This window comes from Kiritimatiellia bacterium, assembly GCA_018001225.1.
GTDB lineage: Bacteria > Verrucomicrobiota > Kiritimatiellia > CAIQIC01 > JAGNIJ01 > JAGNIJ01.
In genome coordinates, this window is record JAGNIJ010000038.1 from 19443 (window position 1) to 45276 (window position 25834).

The window sequence follows — 25834 nt, forward strand, 5'->3', positions numbered from 1 at the left end:
CACAGTCGTGATGAAAAACGGTCCAAGGGCGCCGCGCCGGTTCGGGTTCATCCTGGGCCTGGCTGCCCTGCTGGCCTTGTCGGCCGGCCTCCGTTTCTACAAGCTGGGCGTCACCGATACGCGCTCGGACGAGGTGGAGCTGATCCAGCAACTCCAGGGTGGGATCAAGCCGGTCGAGTATTTCAAGTGGTTCATCGAGGTGTTCCAGGCTGGTCGCCAGATGCCGCTCTCGCGCGTGGCGACCTGCATCTACATCCGGACCTTCGACCTGCCGGTGACCCTTTTCCACGTGCGCGCGCCGTTCGCCGCCTTGAGCGTGCTGACCCCGCTTTTTCTCGTTTTTCTAGGCCGGTGGTGGGTCGGCCCGCGCCTCGGCTGGATTCTCGGCGTTCTGGGCCTGGTCAATCCCTTCGCGCTGTTCTGGGGCCGGATCGGGCTGGCGTACGGGTTCGTCCTGCCCTTCGTCACGCTGACCGCGGCTTTTTTCGTGCCGCTGCTGAAGGCCGCCTCCGAGGGGCGGCCGCCGGCCCGCGCCCTGCTGGCCGGCGTCACGGCGGCCGCCGTCCTCGGTTCCTATTCCCACCTGTCGGCGTGGCCCTTCACCGGGCTGCTCTGGCTGACGCTGTTCTTCCTGACGCTCAAGAGGGCGTCCTGGAATTTCCGCGCCATCCCCCCGCGATGCTGGGTGGGATTCGCGGTGTGGGCGCTCTCGATCGCGCCATGGGCCCTGGCCTTCTTCACGGCCGTGAACACCAAGTGGGATATTCTCGACAAGATCTCCAACGATCCCGTGTACACCTTCGCCGCCATGCGCCGCCTGCCCTTCGTCCTGGGGTGGGGGAAGGGCGCCGTCGGGGCTTCTCTGACGCTGGGCCTCCCTGTGCTCGGCGTCATCCTGGCCTGGCGGAATCGCGAACTACGGCCGGGCTTGGCGTGGACGCTGCTGATCGGCGTGGTGCTGTTCGCCATGCTGGCTCTCATGATGACCTTGAGCGGCGGCATCTACACGCTTCGCTACTTCATTCCGCTGTGGCTGTTCCCCATCCTGCTCGCCGGGCTCGCCATCCACGAAGCGGCGGCCTGGGCGGGGCGGCGCTGGCGGCACCCCTCGGCGGTGCCCGCGGCCACGGCGGTGCTCCTCGCGGGCATGGCCGCGCACGCCGCCGCGCCGCTCTGGTGGACCGTCAACCTGACGGGCCATCCCACCCCCTACAGCCACGTCAGCCGGTGGCTCGACGCGAATCTTCCTCAAGGCGCCCCCGCGATCGTGGACCGCTGGTTTGAACCGAGCCACGAGATGCGGTTCCACGCGCCCACGAACACCTACGTGACCTTCACGGTTCCCAACGAGCCGCTCAAGAATTTCCTGGAACTCAAGTGGCGCGACACGGTGAAGCAGTTCGTGATGCGCTACCCGGATGCCGCGTACGTCGAGCTGATCAAGTGCTATTTCTACGTGCCCACGGTGGGCGGCTGGGACTGGCCGCGCGAATACTTTGCCCGGCATGCCATCATCACCAACGAGCCGGCCCTCAAGCTCCGGCAGCGCTGGCTGGGCATGACCGAGGATTACTACGCCGACAACACGAACCGCGTGGTGGTCGAGATCTTCTACAACACCACCGAGGACATGCTCGCCAAGGCCCGCGCCGCGGGCCGGCCGCTCTTTTTCGACTACGGGGAAGGCTGGCGCTATGTCAAAACGCAGGACTACCGGGACTGGCGGATGCTGGAAGGCTCGGCGGAACTCGGGATCTACAACCTGACCGATGCCGCGTCAGCGGCCCGGTTGACGGTCCGGGGCGTGGCCGTGCAGGGAACCAAACGCGTGCAGAGTTCCACGGGTTCCCAGGAGACTTTCCCGGCCAACCAGATGCACGAATGGACGCTGGAGTTCCCGTCGCTTCCCCCCGGCCGCACCGCCGTCCGGTTGTCCGACAGCCTCGGCCCCGCGGCCCGCGTCGTGTTGTTGGTGGAAGACGTGCGGCTGACCGCGCCTTGAGGCATCTGCGCGCGCCAGCACGCGGCCCTACCTGGTCAAGGCCCCTCGATCACACGGTAGTGCTTGTGCCCGGTGTCCCGGATGACGTCCATCACGTACAGGTAGGCCCCCGTGCCGGGCACAGGGCTCCCTACGTTCTCCCATACCGGGTTGACTAGGCTCATGGTGCCCTGTACCTGGTAGGTTTCCCCGAGGTACCCGAACCACACGATGTCCACGGCGGACACCCGGATCGAGATGTCGCGGTCCACGCCGTACTCGAAGGCCCCCATGTCCACCAGGCCGTTCACGATGCGGGGGTTGCCGATCAGATCCGTCGCCGTGGACATCCAGCCGAGGTTCTCGCCCAGGTCGATGCAGGGCGAGGCTTCCTGGAGGGCATAGGTTCCCGCCGGCACGAACAGCGGGTTCGTGTCCACGTTCCCTGTCAGCCAGTTCACGGGTCCCTTGCCGTACGTGACAATGCCGGCCTGCCCGCCCTCGATGTCGGAGTATGAGATCGTAATATCCATGCTGTACCAATCGGGATTGAACGTGATCTGCTCCTCCGTATTGTTCCACAAAATACAGTTCCGCAGAACGGGATGGCTGCTGTACGAAACGGATATGCCGCCGCCGTAACCGGCGGGGGCGACGTTTGCCGCGATCGTCAGGTTGTCCAGTTGAGGGCTGGAGCCGTCCAGGTAGAGGCCGCCTCCCTCGCCGGCCGTGTTGTTCGCCACCAGGAGATTTCGGACCTCGGAATTCGCGTGGTAAAAGAGGACGCCTCCCCCGCCATTGGCGCCGCCGTCATTGTGTTGAATCGCTAAGTTGGCAAGGAAAGGTCCTCCGCCCTCCAGTATAATGCCGCCGCCGCCGCCACCGGCATCGTTGCCGGATATGATACAGTCGATGAGCTCGGCGTAAGAGTTTTCGGTGCAGACCCCGCCGCCGTTGCCGTCAGAGGAGGCCCTGTTGCCGCTGATGACGCAGTCGTAGGCGCCGGCATTGGTGGCGCTGGCGATATACAGCCCACCTCCGCATACATCCTTTGGCCAGCTTCCCGTCGCCCGGCTCCGGGCCCCGCCGTTGGTCAGTGTGAAGCCGATCAGGGAGGCCTGACCCGACATGTACACGCAGCGGACCGGGTCCGTGGGCGAGATCTTGTCGCCCGCGATCACGGTGTTGGAGGCGCCGTTGAGGCTTTGCAGGGTGATGTTGTTGGTGATCACTACCCGGTTCAGCAGGACGCCGCCGGGTGTTGCACGCGAACCCGTGGAGTAGATCCCGTCGCCCACGATCACGCTGTCGCCGTTCTGCGAGGCATCCACGGCCACCTGGATGCTCGTGGCCGCGTCGGACCAGTTGGTGAAGGGGGGCACCGAGCCGCCCCCGGGGGAAACATATCGCGTGACCGCCAGTGAAAAAGTTCCTCCGAACGCAGACCAACAGAACGCCACAAGGATAGCATTCAAGGCCTTCGGCTTCATGAAGTACCTCCCCTTAAAGTGTCCTCCCGACAGGGCGGCGAGTAAAGAGCATTGGAGACGGGCCGCGGCCGGCGGGAAAGCCCGTTATTCCGCAGCTTTCCCCATCGCCTGCAGCCATTTGAGCAACGCGGGCATGTCGGGCTGGAATCCCTCTTCGATCCGGCAATCGCGGTGCTTCTCCGCCGCAAGGAAGACCTGCGTGCCCCAGCGCGGGATGCGCTTGGCCAGCCAAATTCCGAGCCGCGAGTTCTCGAACGGGAAGAGGTAGCTCCCCTCGCGGCGCCGCACGGCAAACCCGTGCTTTTCGAGGATGAGTTTCATCAGCCGCGCGGTGAAATCGCGGTAGTGCGGGCAGCGGTACCGCGCCGCGAACATCGGGGTGAGGTCGAGAATGAATTGCATGACGAAGGAAATCGGCTGGTTCACGTTCGGGATGCCCGCGACGAAGACCCCGCCGGACCGCAGCACCCGGTTGACTTCGTTGAGCAGGTGGTCCGTATGCACCACGTGTTCGATCACGTCCGTCGCGATGACCAGGTCGAAGGCCCCGTCGTCGAAGGGCAGGGGGGCCTCGTCCACATTGACGCAGTGGGTCTCGATCCCCTTGGCCTTCGCCTGTTCCAGCAGCACGGTGGATACGTCAATGCCGGCCTTGCGAATCCCGGCCGGGAGTTGCTCCAGGATCGAGCCGTTCGCGCAGCCGATGTCCAGCGCCGCGCCGGGCGCCTTCAATTCCTTCCACGCCGCCTGCACGAACTCCCGGATGCGCAGGATGCGGCGGTCCTTCTTCTCCGTAAGGTACGGATCGGACTGATCGAAGAACCGCGCCTGGTCATTTTGCATGGCGGTTTTTATAACCACGGATGGAAACGGATGCGCACGGATATCAAAGAGATCTTACTATCCGTGTCAATCCGTGCTTATCCTTGGTTCCCTTCCTTTCTCAAACGTGCCTCGATGTGACGATACATCCGGCGGAGGCCCTCTTCCAGCGACACCTTCGACGTCCAACCGCCGAGCAACTCGCGGGCCAGGGCGCAATCCGCCGCCTGGCCCCACAGCGCGGTCGGCACGGAGGGGTCGTACGTCGGCTCGATGTCCTTGCCCGACACCTTTACCACGAGCTCCGCGATCTCGGCGATCGTGGCCCGGCCCTCGTTCGCCAGGTTGAACGGCCCGACCACCTGGAGCCGCTCCTGTGCGTCCACGCTCAAGAGCAGCGCGTCGAGCACGTCGTCCACGAAGATGTAGGACCGCGTCTCCCGGCCCGTGCCGCGGATGCGGAACGGCTTTTCCTTCGGCCACAGCGCCGCGCGACGGCAGAAGACGGGGATCACCGAGCCCGTCGCGGGATCGGTGTCCTGGTGGTAGCCGTACGCCCCCATGATGCGCGCCAGCGAGACATTGAAGCCCGAGTGCTCGGCCGCGAGGCCCGCCAGCGCGACTTCGCCCACCAGCTTGCCCCAGCCGTACGTCAGCGCCGGCTGCGCGGGCAGGGCGTCGGATTCCTTCAACGGCTCGGAATCCGGCGTCTGCTGCCGGGCTTCCGGATAGACGTGGGCGCTGCCGGCATAGACGAAGGAGGGCACCCGCGCCTCGACGGCGGCGTGAAAGACGTTGCGGTCGATGGCCAGGTTGTTCAGCAGCACGGAACCGGGATGGTCCAGGTAGACCTGGATTCCGCCGACGCGGGCGGCGAAGTGGAAGAGGTACTGCATGCCCTCGGCCGCGCGGCGCGCGGCGGCGGGGTCGCGCAGGTCCATCTCGATGAACTCGATCCGGTCCCGTAGCCCCTCGAGATGCTCCAGCCGGCCGCGCTCGAGGTTGTCCACGGCCCGCACCCGCGCGCCTTCCTCCACGAGCCGCCGGGCGAGGTTCGCGCCCAGGAAGCCCGCGCCGCCCGTGATCAGCACCGGTTTGTCCCGCCAGTCCGTCTTCATGCCGCCTCCTTCTCGCCCGCGAAGTGGAGCAGGGCGCGGACCCAGAGGTCCGTGATGTGCCGGGGATCGAGCCGCTCGCGGCCCACCCGCGCCGCGCCCTCGCGGAGTCTTCCGCGCAGCGCGGAATCCTCGATCAGCCGCTCCACCTGCCGGCTGAATTCCTCGCCGGAGTCCGGCGCGAACAACAGGCCGCTGACGCCTTCCTGCGCGTGCTCGGCGATGCCGTCCAGGCGCACGGCGAGGATCGCGCAGCCGCAGGCCAGGCTGTGCAGCAGGTTGGCCGTGATCTGGAAGTGGTCCGAGAACCCGCCGTGCCGCATGACCAGCGAAATGTCCGCCGCGTTGAGCAGCGTGTTGAGCGCCTTCACGTCCGGCAGCCAGCCGAGGAAGCGTACCCGGTCCGCGATGCCGAGTTCCGCGGCGCGCTGCTCGAGGTACTTGCGCAGCGGACCGTCCCCGGCGATCCAGAGCCGCAGGCGCGGATGCTTGGGGAACACGGGCTTCAGGTACTCGAACGCGTGGTCGAGGTTCTTGTTGGGATGCAGGACGCCGTGATGGACGATCACCAGGTCGCCGTCCTCGAGGCCCCATTCCCGGCGGGCCGCGGCGCGGTCCATGGGGTGGAAGAATTCCGGTTCGCAGGCCTCGGGCACGACGAGCACGCGCTCCGGGGCGACGCCCTGTTGGGCCATGAAGCGCTTCATCGCCTCCGTCCGCGTGATCACGCCGTGCAGCCGGCGCCACGTGAACCGGTCGAGGGCCAGCAGGGCCTTCCGCGCCAGCCGCGAGAAGAAACCGTGGCCGAGATAGACGTCCCAGAAAATGTCCGCCCCGCTGATGACGATCGGCCGGCCCGATACGGCGCGCACGATCAGCGGTAAAAACGTGATGGATTCCTCGATGTACACGCACGCCGCGCGGTTCCGGCGCGCCCACCAGGCCACGCGGACGGCGAGCGGGAACCACAGCAGGGTCTTGATCCACTTGTCCAGGTTGTGGCCGCGCCGTACGCCGATGGGAAACTCGTGGAAATGGATGCCGGGCTCTCCGTGCAAGGGGTGAGGGGTCTCGGAGCGATAGGAAAAATGATGCACGTCCACCGTGCGCGCCAGCTCGCGCAGGGTCGCGGGGAAGATGTTGTTCATCGCCTCGTGATCGGCGATCGGGTACCGGAACATCGACACGACCTTCTTGCGCGCCGGCTCGTTCACGGGCATGCGCTGGTCCAGGTCTGGACCCCCTCGGGGCAGAATCCGAACGTAGCGAACCGGCCGCCCATCCCGTCCAACTTCTCGCGGATCGCCTGCTTGTTGTCGATGGGCGCGAAGAGCATGAGGTAGCCTCCGCCGCCCGCGCCCAGGATTTTACCGCCAAAGGCGCCGAGCCGGCGCGCCTCCTCGTAGAGCGCGTCGATGAACTCGTCGGTCACCAGCGGGTTCATCTTCTTCTTGGCCAGGTGGGCCTCGTGGAGGAGGTGGCCGAACTCGGTGATCTTGCCGCGCAGGAGGAGGTTCTTGGCCTCGTACGCCAGCGCCTTCAACCTTTCCACGCCGGCCCGGCTTTCGTTGCCGGGCTCGTTGAAGGCGGCGACCTGCTTGTCGATCAGGTTGGCGGAGAGCCGCGTGCGGCCGGTGAAGCACAGCATGCAGTGGCTCTCGACGTCGTTCAGGATGTCGGGGCGCAGGCGCAGCGGGGTGACCTCGACGTTGTCGGGATGGAACTCGATCAGGTTGAAGCCGCCGAAGCTGCACGCGTACTGGTCCTGCTTGCCGCCGCTGATCCGCATCTTCACGCGTTCGACGTCGTAGGCCTTCTCCGCCAGTTCGTAGGGGTCCATGTGCCCGCCGGTCAGCGCATGCAGCCCGGCAAGCAGGGCGGTGATCATCGAGGACGAGCTCCCCAGCCCGCTGCCGGGCGGGGCCTCGGTCTGGAGCGAGATGTCCAGGCCGCGCCCGACGTTCATTTCCGCGACGCAGGCCTTGGCCAGGTCCAGCACCCCGTCGTAGGGCGTCTCGCCCCCGGCGTCGTAGGCGACCTCGACGTTGAAGTCCAGAGAGCGGATGCGGACCTTGTCGTCGTCGCGCAGGCGGATGGAGACGTAGCTGTACTTGTTGATCGTGGCCACGAGCACCGCGCCGCCGATCGCCCGGTAGACCGCCTCGATGTCGCTGCCGCCGCCGGCGAAGCTCAATCGAAGCGGGGACTTGGCGCGCAGGTACGCGTTCATTTCCGCGCCTCGTCCTGGTGGCGCCGGTACCAGTCCACGGTCAGCTCCAGGCCGCGGCGCAGTCCGGTCTCCGCGCGCCAACCGAGCCGTTCGAGCGCCCGGCTCGAATCCATGAGGCGGCGCGCCTGGCCTTCCGGCTTGGACCGGTCCAACTCCACGCGCCCCTTGAAGCCGGTGATTTCCGTCAGCAGGTCCACGACCTCGCTGACCGCCGTGTCGCGCCCGGCCCCGAGGTTGATGACGTCGAAGCCCTCGATCTTCTCCGCCGCGCGCAGCAGGCCCTGCGCGACGTCGCCGGCATAGACGAAGTCGCGGGTCGCCCGGCCGCTGCCCCAGACGACGAGCGACTCGGCCTTGCGGTCTGCGGCCTCGACGAACTTGCGGACCAGCGCGGGGATGACGTGCGCGTCCTCGAGGTTGAAGTTGTCGTGCGGGCCGTAGATGTTGCCCGGGATACAGACGACAGCGTTGAAGCCGTATTGCCGGTGATACGCCTCGCCCTGGATGGTCAGCATGCGCTTCGCCAGGGAGTAGGGCGCGCTCTCGGGCTGCGGGATGCCGGTCCACAGGTCGTCTTCCTTCAGCGGCATCGGGGCGTTCAGCGGATAGCCGCACCCCGCGCCGGCGGCGACGAACCGCTTGGCCCCGCTCTTCCAGCTGTAATGCATGACGAAGGTGCCCATCGTCAGGTTCCGGTACAGGTACTCCGCCGGGCGCCGCTTGTTGGGCAGGATGCCCCCGACCAGGCCGGCGAGGTGGATGACCACGTCCGCCGGGTGCTCGCCGAACAGCCGCTCCACGTCGGCCTCGCGGGTCAGGTCGTAGTCGGCGTGGCGGACCGCGAACACGTCGCGCGCCCCCGCGCCCGCCAGTTGCTCCATCACGTGCGACCCGAGGAACCCCGTGCCGCCCGTCACCAGGACCCGCTTGTTGCTCCAGAAGGTGGTCGTCATGTGAACCTGCCCGCGCAAAGTTGAAACTGCTCGCGAATCTCCGGAATATCCGGGACGCGCGCCCTTTCGATCCATCCCCGGATATCCTCCCGGGAAAGGCCCGCGCGTTCCGCGATGAATCGCGCGTCGTCCAAGTCCTGGGGATCATACCGCATCAGCTTGGAGAGGAAAAGATCGCCGTCTCCCAGGCGATACAGGGAAAGCCGGCGCCAGGAACCCGGGATCGCCACGCGGTGTTGCCGCCATTCCGGGGTCAAGATGATCTGCGCTTCCTCGAAAAAATGACTGATGTAAAGTCCGCGCGGGGCCAGTTCCCGGTTCACCCGGGTCACGGCCTGCCAGAAATCCGTGCCGCGCGCCAATTCCTCCGCCTGCCCGGCCCACAGCACGCCGTCCACGTCAAGGCTGGAGGCAAACTCGGGGCGGGGCGACGAAAAGCCGAGCTGGAGGGCGGCGCGGTCGTAGAGCGTCAGTTCGACGGACGAATCGAGATAACCGTCCAGCAGGGCGAGGATGCGCGAGGCGTTGTTCATGCGATCAACCGCCAGGCCCGCGCGTTGCAACCCCGTTCGTCCGGCACGGGTACCGCCATTCGCGTCCAGTGAAGAATCGGTTCGCGAAGCGGGCGCGCCGGCGAAAGACGCTCATGTAAAGCCTTCCAAACCGGATGCCCGGCGTCCACGCGAATCGCCTGCCGGGCCATTTCTGACAGGACGGGTTCCACCCGTTCCCGGCGGGCGGAGAGACACAGGCGATCCGCATCCACGGCCTTCCGGGATATCAACTGCGCGGCGGCGCGGAGCATCTGGGGGCGATCCTCGTTTTGTAGATGGCAGATGGCCGCGACCAGGTCCTCATTGGACAGTTCGTCGACCCCGGGTGCTTCGAACCCGGGGTCGCGGGGAGGAACCCGCAGCACAAAGTCGGCCCCGCGCACATTGGCCACGTCCAACAGCCAGTCCTCCATGGTCGCGGCGCCCGACGAAGGGAACTGAAGCATCAGGTCCCGCAATCGAAAGTGCAGGGGGGAGATGGCGCAGGTCATCCCCAGCCGACGCGCGAGTGTGGGCTTAGACGTTGGCATAGCTGTTCCGCCGGATCACCTGGTAGCCCTTGATCAGCTCCGCGATGCCCTGCTGGAGGGAAACGCGGGGCCGGTACCCCGTGCGCTCGATCTTCTCGTTGCTCACGATGTAGTTGCGCTTGTCCGGGTCCTCGCCGACCGCCGACTCCACGATCGTGAAGGCGGGCACCTGCTTCTTGATCTCCAGGCACAACTCCATCTTCGACAGGTTGGCCTCGCTCAACCCCACGTTGTAGGCCTGGCCCTTCATGGCCTCGAAATGGTCCAGGGCGTGCAGGAACGCGCGGGCCACGTCGCGCACGTGGATGTAGTTGCGCTTGAAGTGCGCCTCGAAGAGCACCACGAAACGGTCGGTCACCGCGCGGTACGTGAAGTCGTTCACCAGCAGGTCCAGCCGCATCCGCGGGCTGATGCCGAACACCGTGGCCAGCCGCAGGGATACCGCCCGCCCGGAGGCGAGCAGCGCCTCCTCCAACTCGACTTTCAGTTTCCCGTAGAGCGAGACCGGCCGCAGCGGCGTTTCCTCGGTGCAGAACACGCCCTCCTGGCCGATCCCGTAGCCGCTGTTCGTCGTGGGCGATAGGATCATCTGGCCCGGCCCCGTGTGCTTCAGGAGCATCAGGATGGCGTCGAGGTTGATGGAGCGCGCCTCGATCGGTTTCTGGGCGCAGAGCGGGGCGCCGACGAGGCAGGCAAGGGGGATGATGACGTCGGCCTTCGCGGCCAGCGGCTGGATCACACGCTCATCCCTCACGTCGCCGCGGATAATGGTCAGCTTTTCGTTGAAGCAGCAATCCAGCAGGCTGGTTTGTCCGTAAAGGAAGTTGTCGACGACGGTTACGGAGCCGCCGCGGGCCAGCAGCTCGGGCACCAGGATGGATCCGAGGTACCCGGCGCCGCCGGTGACCAGCACGTGAGGAGGAGCTTTTGTCATGCGATTTACCCTACCGTTGCCCCCGGGGGGTGTCAACTTCCGCGCGGGGAGTGAACCCGATGGCCGTTGCTTGAAGAGACGGAATCGATGCTTGCGATGCAAGACCGCTTGCCCGGAACCGGGCCGCTTTCTATACTGCGACAACTCCATCAGGTGGGTAAGCTGGGGAGCACAGTATGTCGGACACATTCCGAAAGAACGCCGAGGGCCTGGACGTGCGCTACGTCGCGCACCTCGCCCGTCTTCACCTGGCCGACGAGGAAGTCGCCGTCTTCCAGCCGCAGCTCGAGCAGGTGCTGGGTTACGTCCGCGAGATGGAATCCCTCGACGTCGAGGGCGTGGAGCCGACCGCCCACGCCTTTCCGGTGCAGAACGTGTTCCGGAACGATGAGGTCCAGCCGGGTCTCGATCAGGAGACCGCCCTGAAGAACGCGCCCCAGGAACGGCAGGGGCAGTTCATCGTGCCGAAGATCATCGAATGAGGCTGCCGACATGGCCGGGCTTTCCAATCTGACCCTGCACGAGGCCGCGGACCGGCTGGCCCGCGGGGAGTGCTCCTCCGAGGAACTGGTCCGTGACCTGGTCTCCGCCATCGAGCGGCGCGACGGGAAGGTCGGCGCGTACGTCTGGGTCAACGTCGAGGACGCCCTGGCCCGAGCCCGCGAGGCGGACGCGGCCCGGCGCGGCGGCGACCCGCGTCCGCTGCTGGGCATCCCGCTGGCCGTCAAGGACGTGCTCAACGTCAAGGACCAGCCCTGCACCTGCGGCTCGCGCATCCTGAAGGGCTACGTTTCGCCGTACGATGCCACGGCCATCGCCCGGCTGCGCGGGCAGGGTATCGTCTTCATGGGCCGGACCAACATGGACGAGTTCGCCATGGGCTCCACCACGGAGAATTCCGCGCTGGGCGTCACGCACAATCCCTGGGATCTCCAACGAGTGCCCGGCGGTTCCAGCGGCGGCTCGGCCGCTGCCGTGGCGGCCGGCGAAGCTGTGGCCGCGCTGGGGACGGACACCGGCGGCTCGATCCGCCAACCGGCGTCGTTCTGCGGCTGTGTCGGGCTCAAGCCCTCCTACGGCCGCGTCTCGCGCTTCGGGCTGACGGCCTACGCCTCGTCCCTCGACCAGATCGGGCCGATGACGAAGGACGTTCGTGACGCGGCGCTCCTGCTCCAGGCCATGGCCGGGCGCGATCCACGGGATTCCAGCAGCGTTGATGTACCGGTCCCGGATTATGCCACCGCCTTGGTTTCCGATCTGAAGGGCATGAAGCTGGGCCTGCCCCGCGAGTACTTCGTCGCCGGGACGGATCCGGAGATCGAGCGCGCCGTGCGGGCCGCCGTGGAGCAGTGCCGCGCGCTGGGCGCGGAGATCGTCGAGATCAGCCTGCCGCATACATCCTACGCGATTGCGACATACTACGTGATCGCGACGGCCGAGGCGTCGGCCAACCTGGCGCGCTTCGACGGCGTCCGGTACGGTGCCCGGGTCGAGGGCGAGGACCCGATCGACATGTACGGCAAGACCCGCGCCGCGGGTTTCGGTCGCGAGGTGAAGCGGCGGATCATCCTCGGCACCTACGTGTTGAGCAGCGGCTACTACGACGCCTATTACCTGCGCGCGCAGAAGGTGCGAACGCTGATTCGCGGGGATTTCGAGAAGGCCTTCGCGGGCTGCGACGCCATCCTGACGCCCGTGGCGCCGACGCCGGCCTACCCGATCGGGGAGAAGGCGGACGATCCGCTCCAGATGTACCTGGGCGACATCTTCACCGTCACGGCCAACCTGGCCGGCATCTGCGGGCTGTCCGTGCCGTGCGGATTCACCGCGGCCGGCCTGCCCGTCGGCCTGCAAATCCTCGGCCCGGCGTTCAAGGAGGAGAACATCCTCCGCGTCGGGCACGCGTATGAGCAGGCCACCGACTGGCATCTGAAACGACCTCCATCCCTGAACCCTGAACCCTGAACCCATGCGTTACCTGCCCACCATCGGCCTCGAAATTCACGTCCAGCTCAAGACGCGGACGAAGATTTTCTGCGGCTGCCCGAACGAGCCCGGCAGCGAGCCGAACACGCACGTGTGCCCGGTCTGCCTCGGGTATCCCGGGACGCTGCCGAACGTCAACGGGGAGGCTATCCGGCTGACCGTGCTGACCGGCCTGATGATCGGCTGCCGGATCAACCCGTACAGCAAGTTCGACCGGAAGAATTATTTTTACCCGGACATGCCGAAGAACTACCAGATCTCGCAGTACGACAAGCCCTTGTGCCTCGGCGGCGGGGTGGAGATCGAGCTCGAGGGCCGGAAGAAGACCGTCGGCATCACGCGTATCCATTTGGAGGAGGACGTCGGCAAGAGCATGCACTTCGGCGCGTCCAGCGGCGTGGACTTCAACCGCGCCGGCGCGCCGCTGATGGAGATCGTGACGGAGCCCGACATCGAATCTCCCGAAGAGGCCCAGGCCTTTCTCCTCGCCCTGCGCCGGATCCTGCTCTACGGCGGCGTGAGCGACTGCAACCTGGAGCAGGGGAACCTGCGGTGCGACGTCAACTGCAGCGTGCGGCCCGAGGGCCAGGCCGAACTGGGCACCAAGATCGAGATCAAGAACATGAACACGTTCAAGGGCGTGTTCCATGCGCTGAAGTACGAGCTGCCCCGGCAGGAAGAGGTGCTGCGGTCCGGCGGCGCGATCCGGCAGGAGACCCGCCGGTGGGACGACGAGAAGGGCGTCACCGAGGCCATGCGGTCCAAGGAATACGCGCACGACTACAGGTATTTTCCCGAGCCCGACCTCATGCCCGTGGTCCTGCCCGCGGAGACGATCGAGCAATGGCGCGCCACGCTGCCCGAACTGCCCGCGAAGCGTCGCGAGCGGCTGGCGCAGGAGTACGGACTGCCGGACTACGACGCCGGCGTACTGGTGGCCGACAAGGCCGTCGCGGATTTCTTCGAAGAGACCGCGCGCGCGTCCGGGAATCCCAAGGCGGCTTCGAACTGGATCATGACGGACGTGCTGCGCTGCCTCGGGGAAAAGCAGACCGAGTTGAAGGATACGAAATTGACGCCGGGGTCGCTGGCCGGCCTGATCCGGCTGGTGGACCAGAAGGTGCTCAACGTGCCGACGGCCCGCGAGCTGTTCAACGAGCTGTTCGAGAAGGGCGGCGATCCCGCGGAGTTGGTCAAGGCGAAGGGCCTGGCCCAGGTCAGCGATACGGGCGCGCTGGAATCCTTCGCGGACGAGGCCATCGCCGAGAATCCCGGGCCGGTGGCGGACTACAGGGCCGGCAAGAAGCCCGCGCTGCAGTTCCTCGTCGGCCAGATCATGAAGAAGAGCCGCGGCAAGGCCAACCCCCGGATGGTGCAGGAACTGCTTCAGCGCAAGCTGGGCGGCTCGTGACGTCGGTTACGCCCGATGATCCCGTTGCCGCGCGAGCCAGGCGCCCCAGCGCAGGCGATTCCGGGCGAATACGCGGTAGAGGCGGTCGAAGACGGGGCGTATCAACGGCGCGCCGGTCCACGCCATGCGCCAGCCTACGCCGGCGGCGCGGTAGGCCGCCCGGACCGCGTCCATGGCGCGATGCACGCGGCCTTTCCCGTCGATGAAATGCAACTGCGCGTCCACGTCCGCGCGGGTCAGCCCGTAGGCGGCCGGATCGAACGACGGCTGGCTGATATCCACGAACCGCACGTGGCCGGCGGCGTCGGCCCGTTTCAGCAGGGCCGCCTCGTGCGAGCAGAAGGGGCAGGCGCCGTCGTAGAGCAGGGCGCCGCGCGGCGGGGTGGCGGTGGTGTCCGCGGGGCTCATGGGCATAGCATGCTCCATCGGGACGCGTCCTGCAAGGCGGCGGCCGTACTCCAAGGATCATTTTTGACACGACGCGCCGGACCGTGATAGTCTCCGCTCTGAACAAAGTCGTTGCGGTGCGCTATACTTCGGGCCGGGGACGATCCGCTTGACGGCGAACGACGAATATATCCTGGAGATCCTCGAGAGCGTCGGCCTGATCAACCGCGAGCAGGGCCGCACCGCCCGGGAGGCCGCCCAGGCCGAGGACAAGAGCGTCATCGAGACCCTCGCCGCCTCGGGCGCCGTCTCGAAGATGGACATCCTGAAGGCGCTGGCCAACCAGTTCGGGATGGAGACCATCACCCTCACCGGCCTGGAGATCCCGCAGGACGTGCTGGACATGGTGCCCGGCGAGGTCGCCCGGCGCTACAAGATCGTCCCGGTCTTCAAGAACGACAGCCTGCTGACGGTGGCCTTGAGCGACCCGCTGGACGTCGAGACGCTGGACAGCCTGCGCTACGTGCTGAAGTCCAACGTGGAGGGCGTGGTCGCGCCCGCCGAGGAAATCGAGACCGCTCTCAACCACTACTACGCCCACAGCGGCACGACGGTCGAGTCCATGCTGGAGGAGATCACCGAGGGCACCGTGGCCATGCCCACGGGCGGGCAGATCCTGGCGGGCGAGGGCGAGGTGACCGAGGCCGACGCGCCGATCATCAAGCTGGTCAGCCTGATCATCATGGAGGCGTTCCGCAACCGCGCGTCCGACATCCACCTGGAGCCGCTGGCCAAGAAATTCCGCGTCCGGTACCGCATCGACGGCGTGCTGCACGAGGTGGACAGCCCGCCCAAGCGCCTGCAGTCCGCGGTGATCAGCCGCCTGAAGATCATGGGGAACATGAGCATCGCGGAAAAGCGGCTGCCGCAGGACGGCCGCATCCAGATCAACGTGATGGGGCGGGACCTGGACCTGCGCGTATCGTCGATCCCGGCGAGCCACGGCGAGAGCATCGTCATGCGTATCCTGGACAAGCAGAGCCTGGCGCTCGGCCTGCCGCAGCTCGGGTTCTTCTCGGACGACCAGCAGACCTTCGAGCGCCTGATCGGCCTCTCCGACGGCATCCTGCTGGTCACGGGGCCGACGGGGTCGGGCAAGACGACGACGCTGTACGCCTGCCTGAACTACATCAACCGGCCCGACCGCAAGATCATCACGGTGGAAGACCCGGTGGAATACCAGATGTCCGGCATCAACCAGGTGCACGTCCGCACGGACATCGGGCTGACCTTCGCGGCGGCCTTGCGGTCGATCCTGCGCCAGGCGCCGAACATCATCATGATCGGCGAAATCCGCGACATGGAGACGGCGGAGATCGCCGTCAACGCGTCGCTGACGGGCCACCTGGTGTTCAGCACGCTGCACACCAACGACGCCCCGAGCGCGATCATCCGCATGATCGACATCGGCGTGAAGCCCTTTCTTGTCGCCTCCTCCACGCGCGCGATCATGGCCCAGCGGCTGGTCCGCAAGACGTGCGAGAAGTGCAAGGAGCCGTACCGGGCCGCGGACGCGGAACTCCGCCTGCTGGGGCCGGCGGCCGCGCAGCTGGCCCAGGCGCAGCTCTACCGCGGCAAGGGCTGCCCGGACTGCAATTTCACCGGCTACCGGGGGCGGCTGGGCATCTTCGAGATTTTCGTCATCAACGACGAGGTGCGCCACATGATCTTCGAGCGGGTCTCGGCGACCGAACTGCGCTCGAAGGCGCGCGGGCTCGGGATGCGCACGCTGCGGGAGGACGGACTGCGCAAGGTCGTGGCGGGCGTCACCACGCTGCCGGAGGTCCTGCGCGTGACGATGGGGGATGAAGGCTGATGGGCGCCAATTCCTCCCAGATCAGCATGAGCGACCTGTTGAGCCTCGTGGTCAGCGAGAACGCCTCCGACCTGCACCTGGCCGTCGGCGTGCCGCCGGTCCTGCGCCTGCACGGCGCGCTGCACCCCCTCGACGCGGACGTGCTCAAGCCGGAGGATACCGAGCGGCTGATGAAGAGCATTACGTCCGACGAGCACCAGCAGAAGGTGCGCGAGCAGGGCGGCACGGATTTCGGCTTCGGGTTCGGCGAACTCGCCCGGTTCCGCGTCAGCGTGTTCAAGCAGAAGGGCCACATCGGCCTGGTGCTGCGCCTGATCCCGTCCAGGCTGATGTCGCTGGAGGAGATCGGCCTGCCGGCCCAGGTCAAGGACCTGCTTTTCCGCCCCCGCGGGCTGATCCTGGTCACCGGGCCGACCGGCTCGGGCAAGACGACCACGCTGGCGAGCATGATCAACATCATCAACGAGGAGCGCGACTGCCACATCATCACGATCGAGGACCCGGTCGAGTACTACCACTCGCACAAGAAGAGCGTGATCACGCAGCGCGAGATCGGCGTGGACGTCCCGGCGTTCAAGGAAGCCCTGCGGCGCGGCCTGCGCCAGGACCCGGACGTGATCCTCGTGGGGGAAATGCGCGACCTCGAGACGATGGAGGCGGCGATCACCGCGGCGGAGACCGGGCACCTGGTCTTCGCCACGCTGCACACGACGGGCTCCGCGCGCACGGTGGACCGCATCGTGGACGCCTTCCCGACGAACCAGCAGGAGCAGATCCGCACCCAGCTTTCCTCCAGCATCGTGGCCGTGATCTCCCAGTTGCTGCTCGTGCGCAAGGACAAGCCCGGCCGGATCGCCGCGTTCGAGATCATGATCGCCACGCCGTCCATCCGCTCGCTGATCCGGGACAACAAGACCTTCCGGATCACGTCGGACATCCAGACCGGCGCGCGGTGGGGCATGATGACGCTGGACGCGCACCTGATGGCCCTGTACGAGCGGGGGCTGATCGGCTACGAGGACCTGATCACGAAATCGCAGGATCCCGAGGCGGTATACCAGAAGCTGGAGGCGTCGGGCCTCCGCCCCAAGAAGTAGGCATCCATGGCGAAGACGGACTATAGCGATGCGCTGCTGCAGGCCTTGAGCGAGGAGAAGATCATCACGCCGCAGCAGGCGGAAGAGGTCCTGGACGAGCACGAACGGACGGGCAAGCCGGTCCGCGAGGTGCTGATGGACATGGACATGGTCTCGGAGGATCGGCTGCTCGACGTGATCGCGGCGCAGTTGGGGACCGGGATCATCAACCTGCACGAGATGGAGATCACGCAGGATGTGGTCCGCACCGTCCCGGGCAGCATCGCGCGCATGTACAACGTGGTCCCCGTGGAGCTGGGGCCCAGCAGCGTGACCCTGGCGACCTACGAGCTGTTGAGCCCGGAGGTCGTGGACGAACTGCAGTTCGTCCTGACGCGCGACGTCTCCTTCGTGGTGGCCCGCGAGGAGGACATCAAGAGCTACGTCGGCCGTTACTACGGGGACGAGAGCGAGTCCGTGAGTGACATGCTCTCCGCCCTGGAATCCGAGCTGCAGGATGCGGGGGATATCCTCAAGACGGGCGCCCGGGGCGACGACATCGCTAACATCGAGGCGGCCGCCAGTTCCACGCCGGTCGTGCGGTTCGTGAACCTCGTGCTCTACCAGGCGGTGCAGGACCGCGCCTCGGACATCCACTTTGAGCCGTTCGAGAACGAGTTCAAGATCCGCTATCGCGTGGACGGCGCGCTCTACGAGATGGCGCCGCCGCCGAAGCACCTGGCCCTCCCCGTGACCTCCCGCCTGAAGGTCATCTCGGGGCTGAATATCGCCGAGCGGCGCATCCCGCAGGACGGCCGCATCCAGCTCACTGTCGCGGGCCGGCCCATCGACTTCCGCGTGTCCACCCTGCCGACGCAGTTCGGCGAGAGCGTGGTGCTCCGCGTGCTCGACCGCAGCACGGTCTCCCTCGACCTGGAGAACCTGGGCATGCCGGACGACGTGTTCCAGGCCTTCCTGGAGGATATCGACAAGCCCAACGGCATCATCATCGTCACCGGGCCGACCGGCTCGGGCAAGACGACCACGCTGTACTCCGCCCTGCGGCGCATCAACACCATCGAGTCCAAGCTGCTGACGGCCGAAGAGCCCGTGGAATACGACATCGAGGGGCTCATCCAGAACCCGATCAACGACGCCATCGGGCTGACCTTCGCGAGGATGCTGCGCGCCTTCCTGCGTCAGGATCCGGACATCATCATGGTCGGCGAGGTGCGCGACATCGAGACGGCGGAGATTTCCATCCAGGCCTCGCTGACGGGCCACCTGGTGTTCACCACGCTGCACACCAACGACGCCGCCGGCGCGATCACGCGGCTGATCGACATGGGCGTGGAGCCGTTCCTGATCGCCTCGACGCTCGAGGCCGTGCTGGGCCAGCGGCTCGTGCGGACCATCTGCCAGAACTGCAAGACGCCGTACCAGCCGGAGAAGGACATCCTGGACCAGCTGGGCTTGAGCCAGGAGTCCGCCGGCGGCCGGCCGTTCTACTACGGGGCGGGGTGCACCTACTGCAACCAGACGGGCTACAAGGGCCGGTGCGGCATCTACGAGTACCTGCGCGTGCGCGATCCCATCCGCGCGCTGATCAACGAGCGCAAGCCCACCCTGATCATCCGGGACAAGGCCATCGAGCTGGGCATGCGCACGCTGCGCGAGGACGGGATCCGGGCGATTTTCGACGGGCAGACGACCGTCGAGGAAGTATTGAAGTACACCTAGTATCATGTTCCGGAAGTACCATAGCACGGAGACCGCCCCCTGCCGGCTTGACCGGCAGGGGCGGGAGGTTGGGAACAGCCGCTCCGGGCGCGGCTGTGCTCCGCCTCGTTCACCGGCGGGACAAGCCCGCCGGGGTCCTGTTGCGCGTGCCGTTACTTTCGGGGCGGGACACTAGCCGGCGAGAGAGCAACCCGATCGCGGGGGGAGAGACGACCATGGCCAAGTTTTCATACACGGCGCTGGACGCCAAGGGCCGGGAGACCCAGGGCGAGATCGAGGCGGACAACCAGACTGCCGCCATCAGCAAGATCCGCGAAAAAGGGATGTTCCCGACCGCGGTGACCGACGCCGCCGCCAAGCCGGCCAAGAAAAAAGCCGTCAAGGCCAGCGGCGGGCTGATGAAGATGGAACTGCGGATGCCCGCGTTCCTCTCGCGCGTAAAGACCAAGCAGTTGATGGTGTGGACGCGCCAGCTTGCCACCCTGGTCAACGCCGGCCTGCCCCTGCTGCGCGGCCTGCGGGTGCTGGCCAAGCAGGAGAAGAATCCTTTGCTCAAGCGCACCGTGTCCGAGATGGCCGAATCCATCGAGTCGGGCAGCACCTTCGCGGAGGCGCTGGCGCAGCACCCGCGCATCTTCAACAAGCTGTTCGTCAACATGGTCAAGGCCGGCGAAGTCGGCGGCGTGCTGGATGTCGTCCTCCTGCGCCTGGCCGAGTTCATGGAAAAGGCCCAGAAGATCAAGAGCAAGGTCGTCAGTGCCATGGTGTACCCGGTGGTCGTGCTCATCATGGCCGGCAGCATCCTGACCTTCCTGATGATCTTCATCGTCCCGAAGTTCCAGGACATCTTCGCCGACCTGCTGGAAGGCGAGCAGTTGCCCGGCCTCACCCGGATGGTGCTGGCCGTCAGCCAGACCATGACCCGCCGGCTGCCGATCGTCGTCGGCGTCATCGTGCTCCTCGTGTTCCTCGCCAAGATCCTGGCGAAGGCTCGCGTGGGGCGGCTGTTCCTGGACAACCTCAAGCTCAAGATGCCGATCTTCGGCACCCTGGTCCGGAAGACCGCGATCGCGCGGTTCACCCGGACGCTGGGCACCCTGATGACCTCCGGCGTGCCGGTCCTCCAGGCCCTGAACATCGTCCGCGACACCGTCCAGAACGAGGTGATCAGCAAGGCGGTCGGCACGATCCACGACGCCGTCAAGGAAGGCGAAAACATGACCCGGCCGATCGAGGGCTGCGGGGTCTTCCCGCCGATGGTTGTCAGCATGGTGGAAGTCGGCGAGGAGACCGGCGGCCTGCCCGAGATGCTGATGAAGATCGCGGACAGCTACGACGACGACGTGGACAACACCGTCGTCGGCCTGACCTCGATCATCGAGCCGATCCTGATCATCTTCCTGGCCATCATCGTCGGCACGATCGTCATCGCGCTCTTCCTGCCCCTGATTTCGATCATCGGCAAGATGAGCTGACGCGGGTTCCGGGCGGCAGGTGGACATGTCCGGACGCGTCATCCAGCCGGTCCTGGCGATCGCGTTGGGAGGGATCCTGCTGCTGGTCTCGTGGATCGTGCCGGGCGCCTGGCAGGCGCGCCGGCGCCGCGCGCAGGAGCACACCCGCTCCGGGGCCCTGGTCCTGCGGCAGGCGGCCTACCGTTTCTATTCCGACTACGGGGTGTGGCCCGTGTCCCGGAAGGAGCATGCTGGCGACGCGCACTTCGGCGGCGGGCGGCGCAACGCGGAGGTGCTGAATGCGCTGCGCGCCCTCGACGGGCCCGGCAACGGGGACCACGAGGTCAACCCCCATCGCACCGTCTATTTCGATCCGCCGCCCGCCGCGCCCGGGCGGCCGGGACTGGATGCCTGGGGCAACTTTGTGGATGCGTGGGGCGTCCCGTATCACATCGTGGTCGACGTCAACCTGAACGGCGTCTGCGAAGCGGAGGACACGATCCACGGCGGCCAGATCGGGGCCGGCATCCTGGTGTGGTCCGGGGGGCTGGACCGGCGTCCCAATACCCCGGACGATATTCTGTCCTGGAAACCCTGACCGGCCGCGGGCTACCCCAGGTTGGACGTCAGCGCGTTCCGCAGTTCGCCGGGCAGGGGCCTCTTCTGCCATGTGCCGGCATCCACGGCCACCTGCACCGTTTTCACGGCGCCCACCTCGACGCCGGAGGACTTGAGCAGGCGGAACCGCAGCGAAAAGGAAGTCTGCCCCGCCCGGTCCAGGGTCAGTTCCACGGTCAACTCGTCGCCCAGGCGCGCGGGGGCGAGGTAGTCGGATTCCGCGTGGACAAGGGGAATCCGGTAATCCCGCTCCGCCATGATGACGCCCAGGCCCAGGCCGATCCCGTCCAGGAAGGCCTCGAACGTTTCGTGCGCGATGCGGAGCTGGCTGGTGAAGAAGATCACGCCGGCGGCGTCGGTGTCTTGCATGCGGATTCGGTAGGTTCGTGTATACATGGCGGGGCGGTCCTTTCGTCAACGCGCGCCGACGCCGGTCAGGATCCCGGCGAACAGGCCGAAGTAGAAGCACAGGAAGAAGACCGCGGACAGGATCCCCAGGACCAGCGCCCACGCGGTCGCCCGGGCATACCGGCCCAGCTGCTCGAAAAACGGGATCCACGCCGGATCGGAAACCGGCGCCGTGTCCAGCGCCGAGCGCGCACCCAGCAGCGCCGTTCCGGCCACGATCATCAGGACGCCCGAGACGGCGCCCACGATCGTGAGGCAGCCGCCGATCCCGGTCACGATACCCAGGATGCCCGCGATCGTCATCCAGTGCCGCAAACGGGAAAGCGAGGCGGCGGGCGCGGCCTCGGGCGACAGTTCCGGCACCGAGCCGGCGCGGACCCAGCCTGGTAGTCCCGCACGCCAGACGAGGTCGTCGGGAGACAGGCTCCCGTCGGCCAGCATGCCCTGCACGATCCGTGTGGGCAGCGGGCCGGAGCGATCGGCCGCCCCCGCGCGGGCATAATACCAGGATGCCGTGTTCATAAAAGGACCGCCCGCAATATAAACCATCCGTCGTCGCGCGCCATGTTTTTCATGGCGGTTTCCGCTATTGATAAGGTCCGGGCGCCGGGTATGTTCACGGGCAGCGGGCCGCCGGACGGCGGCCCGGGAGCGCCATGAGCCGCCCCAAATCCATAGGCCGCGTGGCCGTCGTAGCCGGGATCGTGCTGTTCTGGGCGGCCATGATGGCCTGGCTGCTGCGACACGAGGCCTTCCCGCAGCGGTTCGGGAAGGCCGCCGCCGGTTACCGGGTCCTGCTGGCCGAGGCCCCCGTCGAGGAGGACTCCTGGATGCGGATCGCCTTCCGGGATCGGACGATCGGCTACGCGCGCCGCCGACTGGAAACCCGCGAGCATGACCCCGCGGTCCACCTGCTCATCCAGTATGAGCTGTTCGTGAAAACGACGATCCTGGGTCTGCCGCAAGAGGTCCGCGCGACGGCCGAGGCCGCGTTGGACGCGTGGCAACAGCTTCAGCGGTTCACCCTTCACGTGCGCGCCGGGACGCTTGTTCTCCGGGCGGACGGCCAGCGTAGCGGCGCCTCCCGGTTCGACGTCGAATGGACGGGCTCGGCGGGATCGTCCCGCATGCAGGTGGACATCCCCGACGATACCGTGCTGTTCTCCCCCCTGCAGCAGATGCTGGTGAAGCGGCTGGCGCCGGGCGAAACGCTGCGGCTGCGATCGATCGATCCCTTTTCCATGAAGCCCGCCGACTGGCGGGTCGAGGCGGGCGTGTGGGAGCCCGTGACCGTGGACGGGAGGACGACGAACGCGCTGGCGCTCCGCGTGACGTCCGGCGTCATTTCATTACGCGCGTGGATGGACGCCGAGGGGCGGATCCTGCGCGAGGAATCCCCGCTGGGCTGGACGCTGGAGGCATGCGAGGCCTCGCAGGTGCTGGCCTGGGTGGGCGCGAGAGAGGCCGCCGTGCCCGAAGAGATCGCGCGCGAATGGGGCGGCCTGTTCGAAAGATTGAGGCCGGCGGCGCCGGCCCGGGAGTAATCCATGGAACCGATGATCCACATGAGCCGTGTTTCGAAATCGTTCGGCGCCGTCCGGGCCGTGCGCGACCTGACCCTCGACATCCCCCGCGGCCAGCTCTTCTGTTTCCTGGGCCCGAACGGCGCCGGCAAGACGACGACCATCAAGATGCTCTGCGGCCTGCTGCGTCCCGACGAGGGAGAGATCCGCATCGGCGGCCGCGACCTGCGGACCGATGCCGTCGCGGTCCGGCGCATCACCGGCTACATCCCCGATTTCCCGTTTCTCTACGAGCGCCTTACGGCCGCCGAGTTCTTCGAGTTCTCCGGGGACCTCTACGGCCTGCCGGCCCGGGAGGTCCGCGAGAAGAGGGCCCCCGCGTTCGTCCAGTTCGGCCTCGCGGATTACGCGCACACGCTCATCAAGGATCTCTCCCACGGCTACCGCCAGCGCCTGATCTACGCCGTGACGCTGCTCCACGCCCCCGAGGTGCTGTTCGTGGACGAGCCGTTCATCGGGCTCGACCCGTTCACCATCCGCCTGATCAAGAACCTGCTGCGCGACCAGGCCCGGGCCGGGATGACCGTCTTCCTCACCACGCACATCCTGGCCCTGATCGAGGACCTGGCCGACCGCATCGGGATCATCGCCGGCGGGCGCCTGGTCACGGCCGGCACACGGGAAGAACTGGCCGGGGCAAGCGCCGTGCGCGGGGGCAGCCTGGAGGACATCTTCTTCAGCCTGGCCGGCCCGGAGGGGGAGGGGCCGTATGCGTGAGCTGGCAGTCCTGCTGGGCAAAGATGGCCGCGCCGCCCGGCACGCGGGCCGGTTGTGGGCGGAGCAGTCCCGTTTCAAGCTGGTCTTCATTTTCCTGTTCGCCCTCGGCCTGCTGGGCGGGCTGTGGGGCCTGTTCCTGCACGGCTTCCGGTTCCTCGAATCGCTCGGCGGCATCGGCCTGATGCTGGTCTACCGCCTCTTCTACCTGTTTTTCTTCGGGCTGGGACTGATGCTGGCGCTGTCCTCCGTGATCACCACGTACACGACGTTTTTCCGCTCCGACGAAACCGGGTACCTGCTGCTGAAGCCCGTGCCGGTCGGCACGCTGACCCTCTACAAGGCCATCCAGTCGGCCTTCTACACGTCCTGGGCTTTCTTCTTCATGATCGTTCCCTTCATCGGGGCGTTCGCGATGCACGAGAAGTTGCCGCTCCGGTTCCTGGCGTGGCTGGCCCTCTATTCCGTTCCGTTCGTGCTGCTCTACTCGCTGCTCGGCACGCTCGTCTGTCTTCTCGCGCTGCCGCTGCTGCGCCGCTTCCGTGCCGCCCGGTGGGCGCTGCCCCTCGTCCTGCTTGCCGCGGGCGGCCTGTGGCTGGTGACGACGAGGCCGGCGCCGGGCGACGCCGGGGTGTTCCCCACGCTGACGCGGCTCGTCCCGGCAATGCAGTGGGCGTCCCACCCGCTCTGGCCGAGCTGGTGGATGGCGGAGGGCGGGCTGGCGCTGGCCCGCGGCCAGCTCGGACGGGTCGCCGGGCTGTGGGGTGTGCTGGTGTCCAACGTGTTGCTCGCGGGCCTGTTCGTCGAGGCGGCCGGCCGCCGGTTTCTCCTGTCCGACTGGCAGGGCGTGCACTTCGCCGCGTCCCGCCGCCGGCGCCGCGGTGTGTTGTGGCCCTCGATGGAACGTTGGCTGGCCTTCCTGCCGCGCGATCTGCGCACGATCATGGTCAAGGACGCGCGGATTTTCATCCGCGATCCCGCGCAGTGGTCGCAGGCCCTTCTGTTCTTCGGGCTGCTGGCGATCTACTTCTTCAACCTGCGCACGCTGCACTACCACGTCCTGCCCGCGGTCTGGCGCAACCTCATCGCGTTCCTCAACATCGTCAGCGTCTGCTCCATCATGGCCTCGCTGGGCTCGCGGTTCATCTATCCCCAGTTGAGCCTCGAGGGCCACAGCTTCTGGATCCTCGGCCTGGCCCCGACCTCGATGGGGCGCGTGCTGGCGGCCAAGTTCCTGGGCGCCGTCTTCAGCCTGGGCGTCGTGAGCCTGGCGCTCATGGCCCTGTCCACCCGCATGCTGGCGGTGCCGCGGTCCGTCCAGGCCGTCGCCCTCCTCGTGGCGGCGGCCACGACGCTGGTGGTGTCCGGCCTGTCCACGGGGCTGGGCGCGGTGTTCATGGACCTGAAGCAGCGAAACCCGTCGGCCATCGTGTCCGGGTTCGGGGGTACGCTGAACCTGGTGCTGAACCTGGGCTTCATGCTCGCGGGGATCCTTCCGCTCGGCCTGGTGTTCCACGCGCGCGCCCAGGCTGGCGGCGGGCTCGGGCCCGCGGCTCTCGCGGCGGCCCTGGCCTGGCTGCTCGTGGCCGCCAGCCTCCTGGCGGCGGGCGCCCTGTACGCCGGGTGGCGAAGCCTGCGCCGCCGGGAATTCGGATGAGGAGCCCTTTTTGCTTCACAACCGGCCCTGCGGGCGCTAGACTGACAATGGAGGCCGTGGACATGGAAGATATTAATTTCGATTGCCCCTTCTGCGGACAGAACCTGGATGCCGACGAGGATCTCGTGGGCACGAATATCCCGTGTCCGTCCTGCGGCAAGATATTCCGCGTCGTACAGCCCGTCCGGTCGCAGGTCGACGCCCAGCGCATCGCGCCGCCCCCGCCGCCCCCGGCGCCGCCCCCGAACCGCGAGGACATGATCGCCACCACGCGGATCGAGCTTCCCCCCGAGTACCTCTCGCCCGAGCGGAAGA

At 66.9% G+C, this 25834-nt stretch carries 25 protein-coding genes; 13 read left to right on the forward strand and 12 right to left on the reverse strand.

Translation table 11 applies throughout. The features are described 5' to 3' along the window. Nucleotides 1-7 precede the first annotated feature (7 nt). Nucleotides 8-2002 carry a hypothetical protein gene (locus tag KA248_12115; GenBank protein MBP7830651.1) on the forward strand — a complete coding sequence of 665 codons (1995 nt, stop codon included), beginning with the start codon at nt 8-10 and terminating at the stop codon, nt 2000-2002. Between the two features lie 35 nt (nt 2003-2037). Here KA248_12115 and KA248_12120 read toward each other — a convergent pair whose 3' ends face one another. The 9 genes from KA248_12120 to KA248_12160 all read right to left on the reverse strand — a co-directional run bounded on the left by KA248_12120 (nt 2038) and on the right by KA248_12160 (nt 10609). Continuing rightward, nucleotides 2038-3471: a right-handed parallel beta-helix repeat-containing protein gene (locus KA248_12120; GenBank protein MBP7830652.1), complete on the reverse strand. Its 1434-nt coding sequence runs from the start codon at nt 3469-3471 to the stop codon at nt 2038-2040. An 84-nt stretch (nt 3472-3555) separates the two neighbouring features. Further along, complete coding sequence (locus KA248_12125; GenBank protein ID MBP7830653.1) at nt 3556-4314, reverse strand: class I SAM-dependent methyltransferase; 759 nt, start codon at nt 4312-4314, stop codon at nt 3556-3558. Between the two features lie 77 nt (nt 4315-4391). Then, nucleotides 4392-5411 (reverse strand): SDR family NAD(P)-dependent oxidoreductase, encoded by a 1020-nt coding sequence (locus KA248_12130; GenBank protein MBP7830654.1) that lies wholly within the window; start codon nt 5409-5411, stop codon nt 4392-4394. Beyond that, complete coding sequence (locus tag KA248_12135; protein MBP7830655.1) at nt 5408-6628, reverse strand: glycosyltransferase; 1221 nt, start codon at nt 6626-6628, stop codon at nt 5408-5410. Before KA248_12135 ends, KA248_12130 begins: the two co-directional genes overlap by 4 nt. Continuing rightward, on the reverse strand, nt 6619-7638 hold the full coding sequence (locus KA248_12140) for a GHMP kinase (GenBank protein ID MBP7830656.1): 1020 nt from the start codon (nt 7636-7638) through the stop codon (nt 6619-6621). The genes KA248_12135 and KA248_12140 overlap by 10 nt, the downstream gene beginning before the upstream one ends. Continuing rightward, nucleotides 7635-8591, reverse strand: coding sequence for a GDP-L-fucose synthase (locus tag KA248_12145; protein ID MBP7830657.1), 957 nt, complete (start codon nt 8589-8591; stop codon nt 7635-7637). The genes KA248_12140 and KA248_12145 overlap by 4 nt, the downstream gene beginning before the upstream one ends. Continuing rightward, nucleotides 8588-9124, reverse strand: a complete 537-nt coding sequence (locus tag KA248_12150; protein ID MBP7830658.1) for a hypothetical protein — start codon at nt 9122-9124, stop codon at nt 8588-8590. The genes KA248_12145 and KA248_12150 overlap by 4 nt, the downstream gene beginning before the upstream one ends. Continuing rightward, nucleotides 9121-9636: a hypothetical protein gene (locus KA248_12155; protein ID MBP7830659.1), complete on the reverse strand. Its 516-nt coding sequence runs from the start codon at nt 9634-9636 to the stop codon at nt 9121-9123. The genes KA248_12150 and KA248_12155 overlap by 4 nt, the downstream gene beginning before the upstream one ends. A 25-nt stretch (nt 9637-9661) precedes the next feature. Then, nucleotides 9662-10609, reverse strand: a complete 948-nt coding sequence (locus KA248_12160) for an NAD-dependent epimerase/dehydratase (GenBank protein MBP7830660.1) — start codon at nt 10607-10609, stop codon at nt 9662-9664. 176 nt (nt 10610-10785) lie between these two features. On the opposite strand from KA248_12160, the gene gatC reads away from it, so the two are divergent. From gatC to gatB, 3 genes are read left to right on the forward strand one after another with little or no spacing between them, the layout of a single operon-like run. After that, nucleotides 10786-11091, forward strand: a complete 306-nt coding sequence (gatC, locus tag KA248_12165) for an Asp-tRNA(Asn)/Glu-tRNA(Gln) amidotransferase subunit GatC (GenBank protein ID MBP7830661.1) — start codon at nt 10786-10788, stop codon at nt 11089-11091. Between the two features lie 10 nt (nt 11092-11101). Next, nucleotides 11102-12574 (forward strand): Asp-tRNA(Asn)/Glu-tRNA(Gln) amidotransferase subunit GatA, encoded by a 1473-nt coding sequence (gene gatA, locus KA248_12170; GenBank protein MBP7830662.1) that lies wholly within the window; start codon nt 11102-11104, stop codon nt 12572-12574. A 4-nt stretch (nt 12575-12578) separates the two neighbouring features. Beyond that, nucleotides 12579-14006: an Asp-tRNA(Asn)/Glu-tRNA(Gln) amidotransferase subunit GatB gene (gene gatB, locus KA248_12175; protein ID MBP7830663.1), complete on the forward strand. Its 1428-nt coding sequence runs from the start codon at nt 12579-12581 to the stop codon at nt 14004-14006. A gap of 6 nt (nt 14007-14012) precedes the next feature. Here gatB and KA248_12180 read toward each other — a convergent pair whose 3' ends face one another. Further along, nucleotides 14013-14414, reverse strand: a complete 402-nt coding sequence (locus KA248_12180; GenBank protein MBP7830664.1) for a DUF393 domain-containing protein — start codon at nt 14412-14414, stop codon at nt 14013-14015. Between the two features lie 148 nt (nt 14415-14562). Here KA248_12180 and gspE point away from each other — a divergent pair, with 148 nt between their 5' ends. The 5 genes from gspE to KA248_12205 all read left to right on the forward strand — a co-directional run bounded on the left by gspE (nt 14563) and on the right by KA248_12205 (nt 21137). Further along, complete coding sequence (gene gspE, locus KA248_12185; protein MBP7830665.1) at nt 14563-16269, forward strand: type II secretion system ATPase GspE; 1707 nt, start codon at nt 14563-14565, stop codon at nt 16267-16269. Nucleotides 16270-16295: 26 nt separating this feature from the next. Then, nucleotides 16296-17366 (forward strand): type IV pilus twitching motility protein PilT, encoded by a 1071-nt coding sequence (locus KA248_12190; protein MBP7830666.1) that lies wholly within the window; start codon nt 16296-16298, stop codon nt 17364-17366. A 6-nt stretch (nt 17367-17372) separates the two neighbouring features. Beyond that, on the forward strand, nt 17373-19085 hold the full coding sequence (locus tag KA248_12195) for a type II/IV secretion system protein (protein MBP7830667.1): 1713 nt from the start codon (nt 17373-17375) through the stop codon (nt 19083-19085). A 215-nt stretch (nt 19086-19300) separates the two neighbouring features. Continuing rightward, the gene (locus KA248_12200; protein ID MBP7830668.1) at nt 19301-20560 is read left to right on the forward strand and encodes a type II secretion system F family protein; all 1260 of its coding nucleotides are present in this window, start codon (nt 19301-19303) and stop codon (nt 20558-20560) included. A 25-nt stretch (nt 20561-20585) separates the two neighbouring features. Next, a complete protein-coding gene (locus KA248_12205; protein MBP7830669.1) occupies nt 20586-21137 on the forward strand; it encodes a hypothetical protein in 552 nt (183 codons plus the stop codon). A gap of 11 nt (nt 21138-21148) precedes the next feature. Here KA248_12205 and KA248_12210 read toward each other — a convergent pair whose 3' ends face one another. Both KA248_12210 and KA248_12215 read right to left on the reverse strand, forming a co-directional pair. Beyond that, on the reverse strand, nt 21149-21526 hold the full coding sequence (locus tag KA248_12210) for an acyl-CoA thioesterase (GenBank protein MBP7830670.1): 378 nt from the start codon (nt 21524-21526) through the stop codon (nt 21149-21151). A gap of 45 nt (nt 21527-21571) precedes the next feature. Continuing rightward, a complete protein-coding gene (locus KA248_12215) occupies nt 21572-22087 on the reverse strand; it encodes a DUF4339 domain-containing protein (protein MBP7830671.1) in 516 nt (171 codons plus the stop codon). Nucleotides 22088-22221: 134 nt separating this feature from the next. On the opposite strand from KA248_12215, the gene KA248_12220 reads away from it, so the two are divergent. From KA248_12220 to KA248_12235, 4 genes are all read left to right on the forward strand, one after another. After that, the gene (locus KA248_12220; GenBank protein MBP7830672.1) at nt 22222-23109 is read left to right on the forward strand and encodes a hypothetical protein; all 888 of its coding nucleotides are present in this window, start codon (nt 22222-22224) and stop codon (nt 23107-23109) included. Nucleotides 23110-23121: 12 nt separating this feature from the next. After that, nucleotides 23122-23865, forward strand: coding sequence for an ABC transporter ATP-binding protein (locus KA248_12225; GenBank protein MBP7830673.1), 744 nt, complete (start codon nt 23122-23124; stop codon nt 23863-23865). Continuing rightward, nucleotides 23858-25519: a hypothetical protein gene (locus tag KA248_12230; protein ID MBP7830674.1), complete on the forward strand. Its 1662-nt coding sequence runs from the start codon at nt 23858-23860 to the stop codon at nt 25517-25519. Before KA248_12225 ends, KA248_12230 begins: the two co-directional genes overlap by 8 nt. Nucleotides 25520-25581: 62 nt before the next feature. Then, the coding region (locus KA248_12235; protein MBP7830675.1) for a hypothetical protein at nt 25582-25834 on the forward strand (253 nt) is incomplete at its 3' end.